The organism is Flavobacterium sp. FG139 (genome assembly GCF_057809695.1).
This window is the reverse complement of the sequence record NZ_JBMDKL010000017.1, coordinates 37,597-58,522: the sequence shown is the minus strand read 5'-3', so window position 1 is coordinate 58,522 and position 20,926 is coordinate 37,597. Positions and strand designations below refer to the sequence as shown.

Annotated in this window: 18 protein-coding genes and 1 tRNA gene; 4 read left to right on the top strand and 15 right to left on the bottom strand. The window is 32.2% G+C overall.

Annotation, left to right across the window (positions count from 1 at the left end):
* Nucleotides 1-48: 48 nt before the first annotated feature.
* The 5 genes from ACODSI_RS13420 to ruvC form a co-directional block, all read right to left on the bottom strand.
* Nucleotides 49-459, bottom strand: a complete 411-nt coding sequence (locus ACODSI_RS13420; RefSeq protein ID WP_488917371.1) for a GNAT family N-acetyltransferase — start codon at nt 457-459, stop codon at nt 49-51.
* Nucleotides 456-1,205: a cyclase family protein gene (locus ACODSI_RS13415; protein ID WP_488917370.1), complete on the bottom strand. Its 750-nt coding sequence runs from the start codon at nt 1,203-1,205 to the stop codon at nt 456-458. The genes ACODSI_RS13420 and ACODSI_RS13415 overlap by 4 nt, the downstream gene beginning before the upstream one ends.
* Before the next feature lie 62 nt (nt 1,206-1,267).
* The gene (locus ACODSI_RS13410) at nt 1,268-1,552 is read right to left on the bottom strand and encodes a GIY-YIG nuclease family protein (protein ID WP_488917369.1); all 285 of its coding nucleotides are present in this window, start codon (nt 1,550-1,552) and stop codon (nt 1,268-1,270) included.
* A gap of 74 nt (nt 1,553-1,626) precedes the next feature.
* Complete coding sequence (hemW, locus tag ACODSI_RS13405) at nt 1,627-2,754, bottom strand: radical SAM family heme chaperone HemW (RefSeq protein ID WP_488917368.1); 1,128 nt, start codon at nt 2,752-2,754, stop codon at nt 1,627-1,629.
* Complete coding sequence (gene ruvC / locus ACODSI_RS13400) at nt 2,754-3,308, bottom strand: crossover junction endodeoxyribonuclease RuvC (RefSeq protein ID WP_488917367.1); 555 nt, start codon at nt 3,306-3,308, stop codon at nt 2,754-2,756. Before ruvC ends, hemW begins: the two co-directional genes overlap by 1 nt.
* Nucleotides 3,309-3,413: 105 nt before the next feature.
* Here ruvC and ACODSI_RS13395 point away from each other — a divergent pair, with 105 nt between their 5' ends.
* Both ACODSI_RS13395 and ACODSI_RS13390 read left to right on the top strand, forming a co-directional pair.
* Nucleotides 3,414-4,343 (top strand): hypothetical protein, encoded by a 930-nt coding sequence (locus tag ACODSI_RS13395; protein WP_488917366.1) that lies wholly within the window; start codon nt 3,414-3,416, stop codon nt 4,341-4,343.
* A gap of 73 nt (nt 4,344-4,416) precedes the next feature.
* A complete protein-coding gene (locus ACODSI_RS13390; protein WP_488917365.1) occupies nt 4,417-5,544 on the top strand; it encodes a glycosyltransferase family 2 protein in 1,128 nt (375 codons plus the stop codon).
* Here the strand turns inward: ACODSI_RS13390 and ACODSI_RS13385 are convergent, their stop codons facing one another.
* The 6 genes from ACODSI_RS13385 to dnaE all read right to left on the bottom strand — a co-directional run bounded on the left by ACODSI_RS13385 (nt 5,545) and on the right by dnaE (nt 12,822).
* Entirely contained in the window at nt 5,545-6,024 is a 480-nt protein-coding gene (locus ACODSI_RS13385; protein ID WP_488917364.1) for a hypothetical protein, read from the bottom strand.
* A gap of 6 nt (nt 6,025-6,030) precedes the next feature.
* Nucleotides 6,031-6,402: a hypothetical protein gene (locus ACODSI_RS13380; protein ID WP_488917363.1), complete on the bottom strand. Its 372-nt coding sequence runs from the start codon at nt 6,400-6,402 to the stop codon at nt 6,031-6,033.
* Between the two features lie 241 nt (nt 6,403-6,643).
* A tRNA-Asp gene (locus tag ACODSI_RS13375) sits at nt 6,644-6,717 on the bottom strand.
* An 86-nt stretch (nt 6,718-6,803) separates the two neighbouring features.
* Entirely contained in the window at nt 6,804-7,730 is a 927-nt protein-coding gene (locus tag ACODSI_RS13370; RefSeq protein ID WP_488917362.1) for a DUF58 domain-containing protein, read from the bottom strand.
* Between the two features lie 107 nt (nt 7,731-7,837).
* Complete coding sequence (gene trxA, locus ACODSI_RS13365) at nt 7,838-8,155, bottom strand: thioredoxin (RefSeq protein WP_488917361.1); 318 nt, start codon at nt 8,153-8,155, stop codon at nt 7,838-7,840.
* 107 nt (nt 8,156-8,262) lie between these two features.
* Complete coding sequence (gene dnaE, locus ACODSI_RS13360) at nt 8,263-12,822, bottom strand: DNA polymerase III subunit alpha (protein WP_488917360.1); 4,560 nt, start codon at nt 12,820-12,822, stop codon at nt 8,263-8,265.
* A gap of 748 nt (nt 12,823-13,570) precedes the next feature.
* On the opposite strand from dnaE, the gene ACODSI_RS13355 reads away from it, so the two are divergent.
* On the top strand, nt 13,571-14,596 hold the full coding sequence (locus tag ACODSI_RS13355) for a nucleotidyltransferase family protein (RefSeq protein ID WP_488917359.1): 1,026 nt from the start codon (nt 13,571-13,573) through the stop codon (nt 14,594-14,596).
* A gap of 12 nt (nt 14,597-14,608) precedes the next feature.
* Complete coding sequence (locus tag ACODSI_RS13350; protein ID WP_488917358.1) at nt 14,609-15,544, top strand: STING domain-containing protein; 936 nt, start codon at nt 14,609-14,611, stop codon at nt 15,542-15,544.
* Nucleotides 15,545-15,793: 249 nt separating this feature from the next.
* On the opposite strand, the gene qatD is transcribed toward ACODSI_RS13350, so the two are convergent.
* Genes qatD through ACODSI_RS13330 form a run of 4 tightly spaced genes read right to left on the bottom strand, consistent with a single transcriptional unit; the run spans nt 15,794 to nt 20,559 of the window.
* The gene (gene qatD, locus ACODSI_RS13345; RefSeq protein WP_488917357.1) at nt 15,794-16,540 is read right to left on the bottom strand and encodes a Qat anti-phage system TatD family nuclease QatD; all 747 of its coding nucleotides are present in this window, start codon (nt 16,538-16,540) and stop codon (nt 15,794-15,796) included.
* Complete coding sequence (qatC, locus tag ACODSI_RS13340; protein ID WP_488917356.1) at nt 16,537-17,895, bottom strand: Qat anti-phage system QueC-like protein QatC; 1,359 nt, start codon at nt 17,893-17,895, stop codon at nt 16,537-16,539. Before qatC ends, qatD begins: the two co-directional genes overlap by 4 nt.
* Before the next feature lie 2 nt (nt 17,896-17,897).
* Entirely contained in the window at nt 17,898-18,638 is a 741-nt protein-coding gene (locus ACODSI_RS13335; RefSeq protein ID WP_488917355.1) for a hypothetical protein, read from the bottom strand.
* Nucleotide 18,639: 1 nt separating this feature from the next.
* Nucleotides 18,640-20,559 carry a KAP family P-loop NTPase fold protein gene (locus ACODSI_RS13330; protein ID WP_488917354.1) on the bottom strand — a complete coding sequence of 640 codons (1,920 nt, stop codon included), beginning with the start codon at nt 20,557-20,559 and terminating at the stop codon, nt 18,640-18,642.
* Between the last annotated feature and the right edge of the window lie 367 nt (nt 20,560-20,926).

Sequence of the window (20,926 nt, the reverse complement as noted above, 5' to 3'; positions counted from 1 at the left end):
AGTGATTAGTGATAAATAATTAGTGATTAGCTTTTGACTATTCACTAATTACTGTTTACTTGTAACTATTTTCTCCATCATTTTTTCAGGATGTGCCAAACTTGTAAATCCAAATTTTTGATATAAAAAATGGGCATCCGATGTAGCTAAACGCCAAATTTTGACGTGTTGCAATTGAGGTTCGCTCATCATCGCATGGATTAAAATAGACGAATAGCCTTTTCCACGATGTTGTTCGTCAATAAACACATCCATCACATACGCAAAAACTACATAATCGGTAATGACACGACAAAATCCGATTTGAATATCATTCAAATAAATTCCGAAACAAACCGAACTGTCAATCGTGGTCTGAACCTCATCAATAGTTCGTCCCGCGGCCCAATACACATCTTTCAAAAAGTTTTGAAGGAACGGCACATCGAGTTTATTTTTATCTGTAGAAACGGTAATCATATTTTATATAAAACAGGTTTTGAAGGCGAAGCATCATTTTCGAATGAAGCAATTTGTAAATTTAAAATATAACTTCCGTCTGAAACAGTTTCTTCAACAAAAATCATTTCCGTTATGGTGCAATGCAATCGTGCATCATCATTCAAATTAGTAACGTCTTTTACGTTCCAAAAAGCCTTGTGTGCCAACAATTTCCCTTCATCTTCTTCCCGATCTACACTAGGCAAATCAATCAATAAATGCTGAATGCCGATTTCTCGAATAAATGTGGCAGCAGTTTCTTCCAAATAAGGCGGATTGGTATTGGAATAATTGGTGTGTTTTTTCGATTCTAAATTGGGTAAGGTTCGAATGACAATTGCTTCAGGAATTATTCCGTTCAATGCGGTTTCGATTTGATTTTTGGTAATCACCAAATCATTATTCATCATTTCAGGTCCAATGGAAATTAATTGAGCCGTAAAGAAAAATTGTTTCAAACATTGATTGATGGAATAGAATTCTCTTGTGATGTGACCCAAGCATTCGGTATGGGTTCCATGTCCGTGTGGGTTGAAGAAAATATTATTGAAATTGGTCGAACTTCCTTCCGACACTTTTCCAACCCAATCACCAAATTTTACAGGTTCAATTTCGGGTTTTTCAATATACCACGCAATTGGATTGGCATCAGTATTGGATAACGGAATGGAAATATCAATCGGCTTTGATAGATTAATTTCGATATTATTGATTGTTGCTTTCATTTATGCTGAACCTGTTTCAGCATCTTTTCAACTTTATGTAAACTTGTTAAAAAGACACTAATTTATAACTCCAAATATAAATCTTTTAATTCAGGATTTGAAAGTTTTGCTAAATTCCATTTCCAATCTTTATGCCAACTCTTTAATTGTTTTTCTCTTGCAAATGCATCTCGATAATCATCAAATTCTTCAAAATATATTAAAATAGAAGCGTTATATTTTTTTGTGAAAACAGCTCCGGTTCCATCTTTATGACATTCTATCCTATATTTCAAATCTTTAGTAGCACCAATATATAAAACTGAGAAGTTTTTGTTTGTCGTTATATATGTGTATCCTTTAATCATATTTAGTTTTCTTACGTTCAATAGATGCTAAAACTAGTTCACACATTTTTCTTTAAACTCAACAGATGCTGAAACTAGTTCAGCATAAATAAGTCGGAAGCAATTCCGTCGCTTAAAAACTTTCCTTTTTTGGTAGTTCTCAAAATATTTTCATCTACAAACAACAAATGATCTTCCATATATTTGGCCGCTTGTTGGTTGAGATAATCGAGATACGTTTGACCAAACTCGGTAGCAATTCTTTCTAAAGAAATTCCCCAAATTGTTCGCAAACCAGTCATTACATACTCATTATACCGGTCTGTTTTGGATAAGATTTCGGTTTCAATGGGCAATTGATTTTCTTGAATTGCTTTCAAATACAGGGCATTATTAGAAACATTCCAACCGCGTTTTTCACCATCATAACTATGAGCCGACGGACCAATTCCGATATATTTTTTTCCCAACCAATAACTCGAATTGTTTTTAGAAAAATAGTTTTCTTTGGCAAAATTAGACATCTCATAATGGATAAAATCGTGTTCTGCTAATTGGTCTACCAAAATTTGAAAATGTGCTGAAGCTACTTCATCGTCGGGTTGCGGAATAAGTCCTTTTTGGATGAACGAGTGCAAAGCCGTTTTGGGTTCTACCGTTAAGGCGTAACTGGAAATATGTGGAATATTATATGATAAAGCGGTTTTGATATTCTGAAGCCATTTTTCGTTACTCATGCCTGGAATTCCGTATATCAAATCAATCGAAATATTGTCGAAATGTTTTGTAGCAAATTCCAAACAAGCTCGTGCTTCTTGGTCATTGTGAGCACGATTCATCAGTTTTAAATCGTCTTCAAAAAACGACTGAATGCCTATAGAAAGTCGGTTTACTTTATGTTGAGACAGTTCGATGATGCGTTCTTTAGATAAATCATCTGGATTGGCTTCTACAGTGATTTCTGGATTTTTAATAACTTTATAATGACTGTAAACCGTATCAATCAATAATTTTAAATCGGAAATTTCTAAAATACTCGGCGTTCCACCACCAAAATAAATAGTCTCCACAACCTCATCTTGGAACTCACTTTTTCGCATTTCGATTTCTTTAGCCAAAGCCAAAACCATTGCCTCTTTCTTTTTCAAAGATGTTGAAAAATGAAAGTCGCAATAATGACATGCTTGCTTGCAAAAAGGGATGTGGATGTAGATGCCGCTCATTATTTCTTTACGCGTTCTTCATTCTGTTTTACAAAAGCATCCCAACCGGTATAACTCTTAGCTCCAACCACTTTTCCAGAATTAAAAAAATGACAAACGGCAGCCGCTAATCCATCAGTAGAATCGAGGTTTTTGGGTAGTGTTTTCAATCCGAGAAGTTGTTGCAACATTTTGGCGACTTGTTCTTTGGTGGCGTTTCCATTACCGGTAATCGCCATTTTTATTTTTTTTGGTTCGTATTCTGTAATCGGAATTTGACGCGACAATCCGGCCGCCATTGCTACGCCTTGCGCTCTTCCCAACTTCAACATCGATTGCACGTTCTTTCCAAAAAAAGGTGCTTCAATAGCAATTTCATCAGGATGATGCGTTTCAATTAATTCGATAGTCCGTTCAAAAATGACTTTCAATTTAGTATAATGATCGTCGTATTTGGATAAAATTAATTCGTTTAACTGAAGAAATTCCATCTTTTTATTGACGACTTTAATCAAACCAAAACCCATAATGGTGGTTCCAGGGTCGATTCCTAATATGATGCGTTCGTGTGCCATATGTTTTGAGGATTATCAATTTTTCATTAACCGTTACATCCTATTTTGCTTTTCATTTTCAAATTTTCAAATTGTCTCATCTTCAAATTGACTACTTTTGCAACAATGATTTCAATTCCTCACAAAGCTAAACAATTCGGCGTTTTTATAATCAAACTTTTGATTGTTATTGCGGCTTTTTATTTTATCTATGATCAATTAGCGCACAACGACAAGTTAGATTGGGAACGTTTTTTAGTGTTATACCATAAGAACCAGTCGGTTGCAGGAATTGCTTTTATTTTATTTTTCAGTTTTCTAAACCGTTATTTTGAGATTTTAAAATGGCAAAATTTGGCTCAAGTAGTTCGAAAAATATCCGTTTACGAAGCTACTAAACAAGTCCTTGCCGCTTTAACCTTAGGCGTTTTTACTCCAGTTGGAGTTGGTGAATATGCTGGAAAAGCGTTGTATTTTGAAAAAAATGAGGCTAAAAAAATTATTTTCCTCAACTTGATTTGCAACGGAATTCAGATTGTTGCCACTGGCTTTTTTGGATTATTAGGCATGCTCCTTTTGGGCTATTGGCTTTGGAGTTTGGGAATTTTAGTATTTACAGTTGTGTTTCTATTGGTTTCCTACTTTACCAAAACCATTGCCATTAAAGGCTATTCGATTGAAAACTTAATACAACGAATTAACGAAATTCCGAAGAACATTCACCGCAAGAATTTTGCATTAGGAATGTGTCGCTATTTGGTGTTTTCCCATCAATATTATTTTTTGTTTTTGGCTTTTGATGTTGATTTATCATACACCACATTGATGGCAACCATTACTACCGTTTATTTTTTAGCTTCCATCATTCCGAGTTTTCAATTTTTAGACTTTGCTTTAAAAGGCAGTTTGGCTGTGTATTTCTTCGGATTACTGGGTGTTAACGAATGGGTGGTCATTTTTGTAACCACGCTCATGTGGTTTTTGAATGTGGTGTTGCCTGTGATCATTGGAAGTTATTTTGTGTTAATTTTTAAGATTGCTCCACAAAGAGATTAACTCGTGTAAAGATATTTATATCGAATTGTATCATTTATCTATGTAAATTTGTGTAATCTGTATTATAAATTTTATGATTGAAATAGTACTTTTCATTTGTTTGTGTCTTTATGTTGTATTCATTTTACAGCTTACAATTGGTTTTCACAAAGTAAAATCATTTGAAAGAACCAACGAAAAACCCAAAACAACCTTCTCCATCATTGTTCCGTTTAGAAACGAAGAAAAGAATTTAGGCAAACTATTACAATCCATTTCAAATCTAAATTATCCTGTCGAATTGTTTGAAATTATCATGATTGACGATTTTTCGGAAGACGCTTCAGAACGTGTGTACATCAAATGGCGCATGGAAAACGGATTGATTCATTCGACGCTTTTAGAAAATTTGCGCTTGTCTAATTCTCCTAAAAAAGACGCCATTACTCGAGCCATTCCTATTGTAAAAAACGAATGGATTATCACTACGGATGCCGATTGTACTGTCAACAAAAACTGGCTCTTGACTTTGGATAATTTTATTCAAAAAAACAGCACCGAAATGGTGGTTGGCGCTGTGGTTTACAAAACCAAAAACAACTGGTTTCATCACTTCCAACAATTGGATTTATTGAGTTTGCAAGGAACAACCATAGGCAGTTTCGGAATTGGAAAGCCGTTTATGTGCAATGGCGCTAATTTTGCTTACACGAAAAAATTCTTCCATGAATTGGGCGGTTTTGGTGGCATTAACGAACAAGCTAGCGGTGATGATGTTTTTTTATTGCAAAAAGCGGTTCAAAAAAATCCTGAAAAAATAGCATACTTACGCAACACCGGTTTCCTAGTAAAAACCAAACCCGAAAACGATTTGTTTCAATTATTCATGCAACGCGTTCGTTGGGCAAGCAAAACTACGGGTTATAAAAACACTTATGCTAAAATTTTGGCGGTGGCCGTGTTGTTAATGAACTTGAGTTTGGTGGTTGGATTTACTTTTTGGCTATTTAATTATCTCAATTGGTCCATTCTTCTATGCATTTTCATTGTAAAATATGGTATCGATTACATATTACTTTACCAATCGAATGCATATTTAAGAAAAGGAAAAATCGTATTGCCTTTAGCCAGTAGCTTAATATATCCCATTTTTTCGAGTTTAATAGGAATCTATTCGTTATTTGGAACTTTTACTTGGAAAGGCAGAACGTTTTCGAAGTAATTATTTACCCGTTTTAATGATTACTGGTAAAATAAATTGCGTTTTAACAGGAATACCACGTTTGCTGGCCGGATTAACTTTTGGAAAATCGACCAATTTCAGTTTTAAAATGCTGTCGATTTTGATGGTGTCATAAGCCACTGTATCTCTAGGAAATTGAGGTTCAAATTGCATAGTAGCATCAGGATTTACGGTAACCTTTACTTCAATGGTATCGAGTTTCGGAAATAATATTTTCAACGTATCCACACTCAATTTTTGCTGTATTGTTGCCGATAAAAACTCAAAAAAACATTGTTTTCGTTGCGCTACATCAGATATAGATTGACAGTCGACTATAGATGGGTATTCATCAACTTCTTTCCAATTTATTTCTTTGATTTGTTTTTCCAGCAATTCTTTTTCAGAAGGCACTTGCTTCTCAAAATATTGACAAGATTGCAAAAACAAGAGTAATAATAGAACTGAAAACTTTTTCAAAGTATATTAGTGTTTGGAATTTAAATAGTCGGAATATTTTTTATCAAACCATTCTTGTTTGGTACGTTGGGCTTCTTCTTTTTGATTTTTATACAAAAGTCCAAGTTTCTCCGAATAAATAGCTATTTTGATAGTATAGGTGTAGTATTCTTCTTTCGTTAGCGTTATCGTATTATCATTTTGCTTTTGAAAAAAATCGAAAAACAAGGCATCAAAAGCTTTCTTATCAAAAGCTTGAACTTCTCTTTTATATTTTATGTAAATCGATTGCTTCAAAGAACCGTCGGGATCAGTACCTTGTTTATCTTGTCCGAAAGTATTTCCAGCTGAACATACTACTACTGCCGTAAAAAATGCTATTTGAATTATTCTTTTCATGATGGATTCAAAAATAGTAAAAAAAGATGAAACTTTATAAAAGCAAAAAAGCCATCCACAAAAGTGGAAAGCTTTTCATTGGTCTAACTACTAAACCATTTTGTCAAGTTTACAAGGCTTGACGAAACAACACAACTAATTTTGAATGACTTGCTGAATTAAAATAAAAACAACACTTACATTTCATTTGCTTTTTTGGGCAAAAAAGCACTTCGTTTCTGAAGTGCTTTTCCCAATTTAGCGGTCTGGACGGGACTCGAACCCGCGACCCCATGCGTGACAGGCATGTATTCTAACCAACTGAACTACCAAACCATCGCTTTATTGCGGTTGCAAATATACACACGTTTTTGATACTTGCAAACGTTTTTTCTTATTTTTTTTAGTTATTTTCAACTCTACTAACCAAACATTTGTTTTTCAGCCAAATATGTAGTCATTATTTTTTCGAAATCGGCACCAACATTAACAGGAACGTACTTAATTTTATTCTGAGCACAGGTTAACGAAATGCTTTTAAAATACTTTTTAATATTATTTTCGTATTCTTCTTTTACATTTTCAGCAAATAGATTGATAATTTCTCCTGATTCGACATCGATAAATTTACGTGGTGTGTTATCAAAATCGAAACTCAGCTCTCTTTTTTCGTCAATTACATGAAACAAAACTACTTTGTGCTTGTTGTGTTTTAAATGTTGTAGCGCATTAAACAAGGCTTCTTGATTGTCGTTTTGAAACATATCTGTAAAAATAATAATCATAGAACGACGGTGCATTTTTTCAGCAATTTGATGTAAAAAAGTAATCGTATCGGTTGGTTTTGATATTTTGGGTGACTCCAGGAGACCTTCCAATTTATTCAACAACATCCTATGATGGCGGTCGCTTCCTTTTTCGGGCGCATAATATTCGTAATTATCCGAATAGACACTCAATCCAACCGCATCACGTTGCTTTTTAAGTAAATTCATCAATACGGCCGAAGCCAATACTGAAAATCCGATTTTACTCTCGTAGAACGGCTGATTTCCTTCTAATTTAGGATAATGCATCGAAGACGAGTTGTCAATTATTAAATGACAACGAAGATTGGTTTCTTCTTCAAATCTTTTGGTATACAATCGGTCAGTTTTGGCAAATAATTTCCAGTCAATGTGCTTGGTACTTTCTCCTGTATTGTAGGTTTTATGTTCTGCAAATTCGGCAGAAAATCCATGAAAAGGAGATTTGTGCATACCCGAAATAAACCCTTCAACTACTTGATTGGCTAACAATTCAAGATGCTTGAATCCGGAAATGAGTTCTTTTTGTTCTTCTATCTTCATAACCCAAAGATAATTTGAAAATTTGAAAATGAATCGATTTGAAAATTATTTTAACAAATAAAAAAGGCCTAACTCTCGTTAGACCTTATAACTGATTTGAATTTGTATTATAGTAACGCATCAATAGCGTCAGTGTATGTTTTTTTAGGAGCAACACCCACTTGTCTACCTACTACTTCTCCGTTTTGGAAAATAAGTACGGTTGGAATGTTTCTAACACCATATTTTGCAGCAAATTCTTGATTGGCGTCTACGTCAACTTTACCTACTACAGCTTTACCGTCATATTCTCCGTGAATTTCGTCAATCACTGGCCCAACCATTCTACAAGGTCCACACCAAGCTGCCCAAAAATCTACTACTACTGGTTTGTCTGATTTCAACACTACTTCATCAAAAGTAGCATCTGTTATTGCTAATGCCATATTCTTATTTTTTAATTTATTATTTTGAGCTACAAAGATAAAGAAACATTTTACTATGCAAATGGAACTTGTATTACTTTTAGTTATTTTTTAATTGTTTTAATTGATTAATTGAGTTTAAAATTGATTTGTAACTTTTCCAATTCTTCTAAAAGCTCTTTTGAAATTTTGATTTTCAACTTTCTACTAGGCATTGCTAATCGGGTAACGACTCTATTTTGCTCGGTTTCTTCAGAAACATCAGGAGCCATATCCTCTTCCTCTAATTCGGTTTCAACATCCAAATTATCGTCTTCTAAATCGCTATCATTTTCGATTGGAAGTTCCATTTTTGGCGCAACTACTTCGATTGGAATTTCAGGTACTTTTTTAACTCTTTCAATTTCCATCACTTCAAAACTCACTTGATTTTCCCCAGTATTGGCTTTGAAAACCTCGCTTAATTTTTGTATCAAATTTTGATGCAAATCATAAATATCCAATTGAATGGCCAACTTTTTTGCAAATGTTGGCAACACATCTGCCAGTAATTTAGCGTCTTGAAACGTAATTCTTGGATCGGATTTTTTGCCTGTTTCTCGATTCACCCAACCGTCTTTTACATTGATTTTAAAGTAGATAAACTGATTATTTACTAGGAAATGTCGGAACTTTAGATATTCTTCATCAAAAATTCTGAAGTCGTGACTTTCATCATATCCTTCCAAAGTAAACATGGCCCAATCTTTACCATTTTTCCCAGTTCGATACTGCACATTAGTCACAATACCGCCAAATGTTAATGTTTTACCTACAAGACTTTCAATACCCTTTAAATGCGCTAATCGGACATTGCAAAAATGCTTCATTTCAAATCGATAATCGTCTAAAGGATGACCCGAAATGTAAATTCCAACCACTTCTTTTTCTTTGGCTAATTTCTCCATCGTGCTCCATTCTTCACATGGTGGCACCACAGGCTCCGCAATTTGAACATCGCTAGTTTCACCAAACAAACTCACTTGCGACGAATTTTCATTTTCTTGAAACTTCGAACCATAACGCATGGCTTTTTCATAAAATGTAATGCCTTCGCCTTCAATATGAAAATATTGTGCTCGATGTGCATCTGGAAAACAATCAAATCCGCCAGCATAAGCCAAACTTTCAAAAGCTTTTTTATTCGCGGCCCGAAGGTCGATTTTCTTTGCTAAATCAAAAATGGATTTATAGGGTGCGTCTTTTCTGTTTTGAACAATAGTATCCACTGCATTGGCTCCTACTCCTTTTACCGCACCCATTCCGAAACGAACTGCGTAATCATTGTTTACAGTAAATTTATAAAATGATTCATTCACGTCGGGTCCAAGAACCTTTAACCCCATTCGTTTACATTCTTCCATAAAGAACGAAACTTGCTTAATGTCATTCATATTATTGGACAAAACAGCAGCCATATACTCGGCAGGATAATGTGCTTTTAGATAAGCCGTTTGATAGGCAATCCAAGCATAACAGGTTGAGTGTGATTTGTTGAAAGCATAACTTGCAAAAGCTTCCCAATCTTTCCAAATTTTTTCTAGAATAGTAGCATCATGCCCTTTAGCAGCAGCTTGTTCGACAAATTTTGGTTTCATTTTATCCAACGTTGCTCGGTCTTTTTTACCCATAGCTTTACGTAAAACGTCGGCATCACCTTTAGAAAAATTGGCTAACGATTGCGACAAAAGCATTACTTGCTCTTGATAAACGGTAATTCCATAGGTTTCCCCAAGGTATTCTTCGCAGGCATCTAAATCGTATTTTATTTCTTCTTCACCATTTTTTCTGCGAACGAAGGAAGGAATATATTCCAATGGTCCAGGACGATACAATGCATTCATGGCAATTAAATCGCCAAAAACTGTTGGTTTTAAATCCCGCAAGTATTTTTGCATTCCAGGTGATTCATATTGAAAAATCCCAACAGTTTCACCTCTTTGAAATAGCTCATAAGTTTGAACATCATCAATTGGAAATTCATCAGGATTGAGCTCGATTCCAGTTCGATATTTTACTAGTTTTACAGTATCTTTTATCAACGTAAGGGTTTTCAAACCCAAGAAGTCCATTTTTAATAATCCGGCACTTTCGGCAACAGAGTTATCAAATTGGGTTACATATAATTCAGAATCTTTGGCAGTAGTAACCGGAACGAAATTGGTAATATCGTCTGGCGTAATGATAACACCACAGGCGTGAATTCCGGTATTTCGAAGCGAACCTTCTAAAACCTTTGCTTGTTGGATGGTTTCTCCTGCTAAATCGCCTTCTTTAGCAATTGCAATTAATTCTTTTACTTTATCAAATTCATCTGAACGAAGCGCTTTTTTAACATCTTCTTCTTTTTCAGAAATAAATCGTGCTAAATTCCATTTAGACGGCATCATTCCTGGAATCAATTTAGCAATTCTATCCGCTTCAAACAATGGTAAATCTAGTACACGAGCCGTATCACGAATGGCTGATTTGGTGGCCATTTTACCATAAGTAATGATTTGCGCTACTTGATTGGCACCATATTTTTTGATTACATAATCCATAACGCGACCACGACCTTCATCGTCGAAGTCGATATCAATATCGGGCATCGAAACCCTATCTGGATTTAGAAAACGCTCAAAAAGCAAATCGTATTTAATAGGGTCTATATTGGTAATTCCAAGACAATATGCCACCGCTGAACCTGCGGCCGAACCACGACCTGGCCCAACGGAAACATCCATTTTTCGGGCTTCGGCAATGAAATCTTGTACAATTAAAAAATAACCTGGATAACCCGAATTGGAAATGGTGAGCAATTCAAAATCCAATCGTTCTTGAATTTCTGGAGTAATTTCGCCATAACGTTTTTGGGCACCATTCATAGTTAAATGACGCAAATAGGCATTTTCACCGCGAACTCCGCCATCAATAGCATCTTCTGGATTTATAAATTCCTCTGGAATTCCGTATTTTGGGAGCAGAACATCTCTATATAACGAGTACGTTTCTACTTTATCGATAATTTCTTGAACGTTTATAATGGCTTCCGGCAAATCTTGAAATAATTTTTTCATTTCGTCTTCCGACTTGAAATAATATTCCTGATTGGGCAATCCGTAGCGGTAACCGCGACCGCGACCTATTGGTGTTGCTTGCTTTTCACCATCTTTTACACACAACAAAATATCGTGTGCATTCGCATCTTCCTTATTTACGTAGTAGGTATTATTGGTAGCAACTAATTTTACTTTATGCTTTTGCGAAAATTCAATTAAGGTTTTATTTACCCGATTTTCATCTTCTTGATTGTGGCGCATGATTTCTAAATAAAAATCATCTTCAAATTGTTCTTTCCACCAAATTAGTGCTTCTTCGGCTTGGTTTTCCCCAATATTTAAAATTTTACTCGGAATTTCACCATATAAATTTCCGGATAAAACAATGATATCTTCTTTGTATTTTTCAACAACAGTTCTGTCAATTCTTGGCACGTAATAAAACCCATCGATGTAGGCAATGGATGCCATTTTTGCCAAATTATGATAGCCTTTTTTGTTTTTGGCAAGAAAAACCACTTGATAACCGTTGTCTTTTTTGGATTTATCTTTATGATTGTCACAAATGTTAAATTCGCAACCTACAATGGGTTTGATTTCAGCATCTTCTGGCTCTTCACCATTTGCAATTGCTGCTTCAATTTTGGATTTTACAGCTTTGTTATGATTCATAACCGCACTTACAAAATGAAAAGCACCCATCATATTTCCGGTATCGGTCATGGAAACTGCGGTCATTTTATTTTTGGCTGCTGCCGAAACTAAAGCTGGAACTCCAATGGTAGATTGGAGTACCGAAAACTGCGTATGATTGTGTAAATGAGCAAATTTAGAATGCTTGAAATCGCGTTTATCTTCGTCGGAAATTGCGGTTTGAACGGTTTCGTTTTCAACCTTTTGAAGTTTCTTTCTAATTTGGCCTGAAGCTTCTTTGAGGTTGATGTGTTTTAGACCAATTAACTGAATCGACCTTGGGTTTTTCAGTTGAAAATCTTCGAAATATTCGGGTGTTACATCAAGTTCTTCTTTGGTGAAAATTTCAGTACGAATTAACTCTAAGAAACAACGCGTTGTAGCTTCAACGTCGGCAGTGGCGTTGTGAGCTTCTGCAAATGGTTCGTTGAAAAGATATCGATGTAATTCGGTTAATGTTGGTAATTTGAATTTTCCACCGCGTCCACCAGGCAATTTTAAAAGTGATGCGGTAACTTCGGTACACGTATCGAGAACAGGCATTTGCGACATCGGAGAACTAATTCCCATTCGGTAGAATTCGCAACCCATTATGTTTACGTCGAAACCTACGTTTTGTCCAACAATATATTTTGCCTTCGACAAAGCGATGTTGAATTTTTCCAACATTTCTTTGAGTTGAATTCCGTTTTGCTGTGCTAATTCGGTTGAAATTCCGTGAATGCGTTCAGCATCGTATGGAATATTAAACCCGTCTGGTTGGACCAAATAATCTTGATGTTCGATAAGGTTTCCCATTTCGTCGTGCAATTGCCAAGCAATTTGAATACATCTTGGCCAATTGTCGGTATCGGAAATTGGGGCAGCCCAGCTTTTAGGTAATCCGGTAGTTTCGGTGTCGAAAATTAAATACATACTTTACAAAAATCAATGTCAATTGCAAAAATCAATATCAAGAAAAGGATTGTTTTGACTTTGTTCAAAAGTACAATTTACAAAATAATTTATGAATTTTAGTTATTAACAAAAGTTCAAAAAGCTGACTTATTAGCCCTGATTGGAATTGTAAATTCATTTATTTTATTGAATTTATAGCACTTTTAGAAAACATTTAGTCAACGAATTTAAATAATACAAATTAAATCCATGATTTGTATTTGGATAAAATTATTTTAATATTTTGAAACAATATACTTTAAAGTATCTTCTATTTAGAGTTAATAATAAAAATTTTAATAATTTTAAAAACATACTCGAACTTATAAAATATAAATAGCATTGGAATCTAAAAAAATATAGAATTTTTCATAGTCCTAATACTAGCTTTTTTAAACTTATTGTTATTTATTTTTTATAATAAACTAGCTTTTATCTAATAAATAAACTTTTAAATTGATACTTTTCAATTATTCACACTGCCTCCCTTTGTAAAGACATAATTCAATAAGTTTTTTAATATTTTCAAAATTAAGGTTCAATTTCTTAAATATACTATTTAGCAATGATTATTAATTTTTATTGGCTTTTAACTAAATCAAAAGATACACTAATACTTACCTAATACAGTTAGTGGTAAGATTAAATCAAATCTGCAAAATGACAGAATGGCATATTGGTTTTTTAGGCATAACAATTGTTAAAACTTTCTAAAAATCAAACATATATGGCAATACAAAATTACACACAGAGACTTGCAAACTTACAAGCAAGAAAATTTGACAGAGAATTAAATGAATCTCTAATTTCGAAATCTTTTAGTTCAAAAGACATACCTGATAACGTTAAGTATATGGTAGAATCTATGAGACCAATTGATAGTAAGTATAACGAAAAAACTATTGAAGCAGCACAAAGAGTTCAAAATCACCTAGAGAATGGATTCGATTTACATTTCAAAAGAGCTTATCGAACTCAAGGTTCAGTTAGAACACGAACAAATATAAAAGTACATAGTGATTTTGATTTATTAGTAATAATTGATCGTTATCATTATCCACAAGAACCTGACCCAAATAATACTTATACAAGTTCTGACCCCAATGAGGACATAATAGAACTTAGAAAACAAGCCATCAAAATCTTAAAAAATATTTACGATGAAGTAGACGATTCAGGAGAAAAGAGTATTTCAATTTTTAATAAATCACTAAATCGAAAAGTAGATATTGTATTCTGTTTTTGGTATCATTCTAATAAATATAATGAAACAAATAATGAACATTACCGGGGAGTTTATTTATATAAATTTCCAACAAAGACCAAGTTAAAAGATTTTCCTTTTGCAACAATAAATAATGTTAATCACAAAGGCGATACAACATCAGATGGATCACGCAGAGGTATTCGTTTATTAAAAAATCTTAAAGCAGATTCCGACACTAGAATTAATCTATCTAGTTTTCATTTGACTACAATAGTTCATTCAATTGAAAATGTTTTAATAAATTATTCAATTGGAGAGGAACTGAAAATAGCTCAAGAGATATCTAAAGAATTACAAAATTTGATAATTAACAGTAATTACAGAAAATCAGTGACTAGTCCGAATGGTTTAGAAAATCCACTTGAGGATGATACTTTATTGCCTGAACTAAGAAAGCTTAAATCGGATTTAGATTCCTTAATCGAAGATTCTGCAAAGGAAATTTTGAGCAGTCCGATCATCAAGCGTGCAATTTTAACTTATTAAACATTATTTACTATGACTGATTTAAAACCAAAAATATTTATAGGCTCCTCAAAAGCAGGGTTGCCTGTTGCAAAAAAAGTTAGTAATAATTTATCTTCTATTGGTGATTGTTTCATTTGGGAAAATCCAAATATATGGGAAGCTAATAAAAGTACTTTTGATAATTTGTTAAGAATGGCTTCGTATTTCGATTTCGGAGTTTTTGTAGCTACTTCCGATGATTTGACTTTGACAAACGATAAGATCGTGATTGAAGCACGAGATAATGTAATTTTAGAAATGGCATTATTTCTAGGTGCAATGGGAAAACATAAATCTTTTTTACTTGTTGAAGATGGCATAAAATTACCAACTGATTTCAATGGAATATATATGCCAAGATTTGATCCAGATGATGATTCTACTATTAAACTTGCAACTGAAGCATATTCAAGAACAATAGCAGAACATTATGAACTTGGACACATAAGTCTTTATCCAACTACAGCGTTGGCAATAGGTTACTATAAAAATTTTGTAAAAGAATTAGTTGAGAGCGCACAAAAAGCAAACCCACTTGTCATAGATGGAGTTACATACACAGATTTTAAACTAAAAATTGTCGTTCCAGAAAATCTAAAGGGAAGGGTTCGTGAGAAAGCAAGCCTTTTCTACAAGAGAAATGGATTTGTCGAAAACTCATTAGTCACAGAATTTAGGAAACATCCTTCATGGTTTCAAATTGATCCAAACTCAGCTCCTACAGCTATTCTTTATGATATGCCTAGTACGTTAACTGGAATAGATGATGCGATAGAATTAATCCTAGAAAAAGGATATAAAGGCAGGACTAAAATTCAAGAAGTAATTGAGCAACGTGAATTGAATAATTTTAGGCGTGTTTTACAGATGTTAATTGATGAAAGCCCATTTGCTCAACAGACCGTAGAAATTATAGATGAATTTTAAAGTCCAGCCACTAACAAATATTTGACACAATTTCTAATTTTATGGCAAATTCACTTTTAAGTTTAGCAAGAAATTATCTTAGTGGAAATAATAACTTCCGAATTAGCAACTCACACCAAGAAAACAATTTTGTTATACGATGATTCGTATAGTTTCAAGAAGATGTAGCTTGAAATTTGTTATAGTATAATAGGGAAAGTCACTTGAAAACAAAATATATTTAAAGCTAAAAATTTAAAAATAAATAATTTAGACTTTATTAATATTAGCTATTAAACCAAAGAAATTGGCTTTAACTGTACTTATAATCTCATCTATAGAAATATTGTTTTTTTGTGCTAAATAATTATAAACTTCAATTAAATCATAAGGGTAAATTGGTTTACCTTTGTTATCGATATATGGTCCATCGCTCTCTATTAATATCCTGTTCAAAGGTAATTTACTTATAATGTTACCCCCTTTTTTTGACTTAATCATTGATGTATTGATTGAAAAATAATACCCTGCTTTCAAAATATTTTCAACATCTCCAACGTTTCCTGAATACCAATGAAATATTGCATATTTTATATTGTGATCTATCAGGTAGCTTAAAACTTCTTTCTCTGCACCTCTTGAATGCAAACTTAAAATTTTACTTGAAACATTATTTTTAATAATCTCAAGAATTTTTTTGAAAACTTGAATCTGCAATTCTTTCGTATTTATTCCCTCTCGTGAAAAGTCTAATCCAATTTCGCCAATATACGAGGTTTTATTTATTAATTTTTCAAATTTCAATATCTCGTCAGCATCATATTTTTTTATAATCAACGGATGGAAACCAAGAGCCTGTCTTACTTTTTTTTTACTGATAAAGTGATTATAACCTAATTCAAAATGACTTGGTAGACTGGTCATACTTATTACAGTAACTCCTCTTTTTTCACATTCATTTAAAACCTGAATAGGATTTGGGTACATATCAATATGGCAATGGGTGTCTATTATCATATTTGCCTTAATTGAGATTTAACAAATTCATTTCCTTTATCTCTAAATAACTGTAAAACTTCATCTTTAGATCTTAAAACCATTTCAGAATATTCTGTTAAGTTTTCTAAGGAAATACTTCCATTTATTAATAAATCTCTTTTCATTTGTTCAATACTGATTTGTCGATTTAAAAAACTAAATAATGCTGGCAAATCATTTGTTAATGAACTAACTGTAAGTATGTTGTTTCCGTATAATTGGGTGTCTAAATTAGCTTTATTTAAAGCCGCTCTCCTATAAATACATGGCATACATTTTCCACACTGTTCAGTACCAATTTTTATTGCCCAGTGTTGTTTTCTTCCTCTTTTGCCACAAGAAACAGACTTTTCATAAATTCCATTTAGGACATTTTGATTTGTACAATTAGTAAACATTTCTCCTTTGGTTTTAGATGTATAAGGATTTTCGATAATCATACTTAAACCACAATTATTTAGAAGTTTTTGTATATTATCAATCACAAACGGATGTGTCGTTCTTGTGCTCAAAGAACTTACTCTTGAAGGTGTCAATGGATAATTTATTGAAATTGTACCATTCTCAGGAATTATTAATTTATTCGTCGTACTCAAATAACATCCCAATCCGATAAAGAATAAAGATCTACTTCTATAATTATTTTCTACTTTAACATTTTCAAAATTTTCGTTTTTACGATTTAATGCTAATTTGGATTGTATCCAGTATATTTTATCAATATATTTTTCTTTTAGATAGTTATACAATTTTGATTGATCTCCATTTGGTCCAGATGACTTATAATCGAAATGAGATACAAATAACATTTTCTCATCATTTCCTAATTTCTCTAATTCGTCAATAACTCCAATTAATGAATCTAATCCACCTGAAAACAGACTAACAGATTTAATTTTTTCTTTTTCATAACTATTAATATTTCTTTTCCACCTTCCTTTTTTAGGAATAAAATAATTCCTTTCTATATTCTTAGTAAATGTGATACTCCAATTGTCTCCAGTTAAAAAATTTAATATTTGCTCTAATAAATTTTCATTACCCTGCCAATTAGATAAATTATAAACTGGAAATTCAACCTCTAATTCTCTAGCCCAACCATCGTAAGAGTAAATCTCTCTGTTAAATAAATTATCTACACCATATACAATTGCAGAAATCAAGAAAAAATCAAATTTTACGCTTCTAAAATCATTAGTAAAATCGAATACTTTTACATATTGATTAAAAACTAAGGATATTTTACTGTCAACATTAGCAGAATTTTTATAACAAAGTTTTATATCTGAAAAATTACCATATTCTGCTTCAACTATTTCTACTGTTACTTTCATAATTATTCAAATACTGTTAAAATATCTTGTTGAATATCTTTTATTAAATTATCCGCTTCATTTGAACTCCAATCAATATTTTGCAGAAGCCTGTTTTTTTGAATACCGCCAACCCTTTCAATAATGAAATTTTTAATTTGTCGAAATAAACTATTACAATCTGCTTCGTTTTTATCTTTAATAAGTTTCTCATAAAACCATTTAGATAGTAATTCATTAATGTAATATCCAAAATATTTGATTATTATTTCTTCGGAGGAATGAGAATTAAATTCATTGGATAAATTAACCTGAATTTCATCAATTGAATCTGCATCAGCTATTAATTCTTCAAATAATAATCTTGATGCTTCTTTAGCTGCATTTTCATCAATAGTTGAAGCTGTTCCTGAACAATATTCGATTAAATGATTAATTATATCTGCAACAGATTTGTTTTCGATATCCGTTAGACCTGTTGACTGTAGAGTTTCTCTAATATTGTATCCTGAACCAGTAAATGTAGAAAATAAACCACCTAATTTTTTTGCAGTTTTAATTCCTCCTTTTCCACCTATTTTTGAACCTCCTCTGCCTGCTTTTGTAGCTCCTCCAAGAACATTTACAAAATTTTTAAGTATTCCTTGTAATTTTGGTGTTTGTAAAGTTGAAGAATCGCAACTGGTTGTCATAGCAGAACTCAAATCTCCCCAATTAGGAATCATTGATTTATTTGCATCTGAAAATGATTTTGATGTACCCATACTATTTTTTTATTTTAAATGCTTTACTTGCTTTGCTTTTCCCATCTTTAAAATAACTCGTAAGAAATTCTCCAAATGTAGGACGATTACTATAAGCCTGTAAAGCTAACCCAATAGCTGCTTCAATATTAGAGGAATCAATTACTTTTAATGACTCCATATAGTAATATGGTGTGTTATCAATATTTTCATCCATCATGCAATTAAAAATATCATAATATCTTTTTTCCTTTTGGTTCTTCTTCAAATTACCACTTAATAATAGAAAGAAACTCTCTTTTTCAATTTCAGTAAATTGCATAAACTGTTTTTGAATCAAACTTTTTGTAACAGATGGTGTCATTCCATCAATGAGTAATTCGTTAAATAATTTTTTTACGATTTGTGGAACTATACTTGAAGCAGTTATAGAACTTCCTATTTTATCTCTTGAAATCCAAAAATAATCCCTTAAATCAATTTGAGATAATTGTGGCTCTACCTGAATCCATTTTATAACTTTAGGCTTACACCAATCATTAAAATCAGATTTTAAATTTGATAAACTTTCTTCACTTGTTTTGTCAATACAGTGTTTCTCTATTTCTTTTATTTCGTCAGGTAATCCATCTTGATTTATCTGCCATTCAAATAATTGTTTGAAAAGTTTTAATTCTGAATATTCTAAAATCATAAGTTTAGCTAATATGGCATCATTAAAATTACTTAATGATGCCACATCTGCTAATCTTTGTCTTAAAGTATAAGTATTAAGAAATCTCTTTATTTGTCTTGGATTTCCATATAAACTTTGAGTAATTAACGGTACTAATGAAGGAATTGTAATAACATTTGCTTTCACCTTGTCAAAATCAACCTTTTGTAAAATTTTTTCAAAATTTGTCAAACCAAATGCAGAATATCTATCAGTTATTCTAAATTTTTGGAATTCTGAATGAACCATTTTGAAAGAGGTTTCGTCTAATTCTCTTTTACAAATTAGCATCGAAATGTAAGTTTCAACTTCGGGTTCAGATAATTTTGGTAATGAATAAGGGAGTTGAATCAATTTTTCTAAATAGTCATCAATAATTCTATTGTTGTCCTCTTCAATTTGACTATTGTTTTTGTATTTATGTTCAATTGCGTGTTTAACTATTCTTGGGTCTGCACCAATAATAAAGGCAGTTTTTGGAACATTTAAAAATAATTTAACTGCTTCAAGGTTCTCAATAATTCTTTCAGGAGTGCATCTATCTAAATCATCAATTATAACAACTAATCTTTTGAATTTTGTAGCGTCTAATAATTCAATAAAATCATTTCTGAATTCTGCAACTGCATTAGTTTTGTCTTTTTTATCAGCTTCTATATCATCTTTTGTAAGAGATTTAAAAAACTCTTTACCCTCATCTGATTGTAATTTTTCAATTAATTTTTCAGGACTATCTGCTCCCCATTCGGACAATTTTTGATATGCAAAAGGAAGCAAACTTAAACCACCAGTAAAATAAGCTGAAACTGCAGGTAATGCAACATTTTTTAAAACCATTCCAGCTCCTCTCATCCAGTCAATTGACTCCCATAATTTTTTAGCTTTTTCTTTTACAGCTTCTTTTACATTTTCTGCTAATTTCTTGTTGTTTTCTAATTCTTTTAAAATAGCATTTAATAATGCCGCTTTTGCATCATCATATCCCTCAAATGTCCAACCATTGAAATAAATACAAAGAGTTTCATTTTCTATGAAATTATCACTATTGTCCTTTTCGTCAAACTTATCTTTAATAATCTGTAAAATGCTCGATTTTCCGCTACCCCAATCTCCGAATACACCAATACTAATAGGCAAAATACTATCGTCTTTCACAACATCAATTAATAAATTTGCGTGTACTTTAAATCCTAAAAGGTCTTCGGATGTTTCATTATCACTCCACATAAATATATTTTATAATTTGATACTGTAATATGATTTTTTTTTGATTTTAAACTAAAAACATAATTTGTCTAATACTTTTATAGACTTTATACTCTTTTCATTTACTAGTAATAAATAAACTTTTTAAATTTCAAACTAAGTTATATTTTCTATGATAAAATATATCAAAGATTAATTCTGAACAGATTCTAACATTTTGCCTTTAATTAAGATATTAAATAAAAACAATTAGAAAAGTTAAAGAAATTACTGCTATTTGAATACTATTGGTATTCTTTGCTATTTAATTGATGAACTAAAAGATTTAACTTTGTTATTTTTTAGATCAGCCAAAAAATCTTTCAAAAAAAATTAGAAATTTTATTTA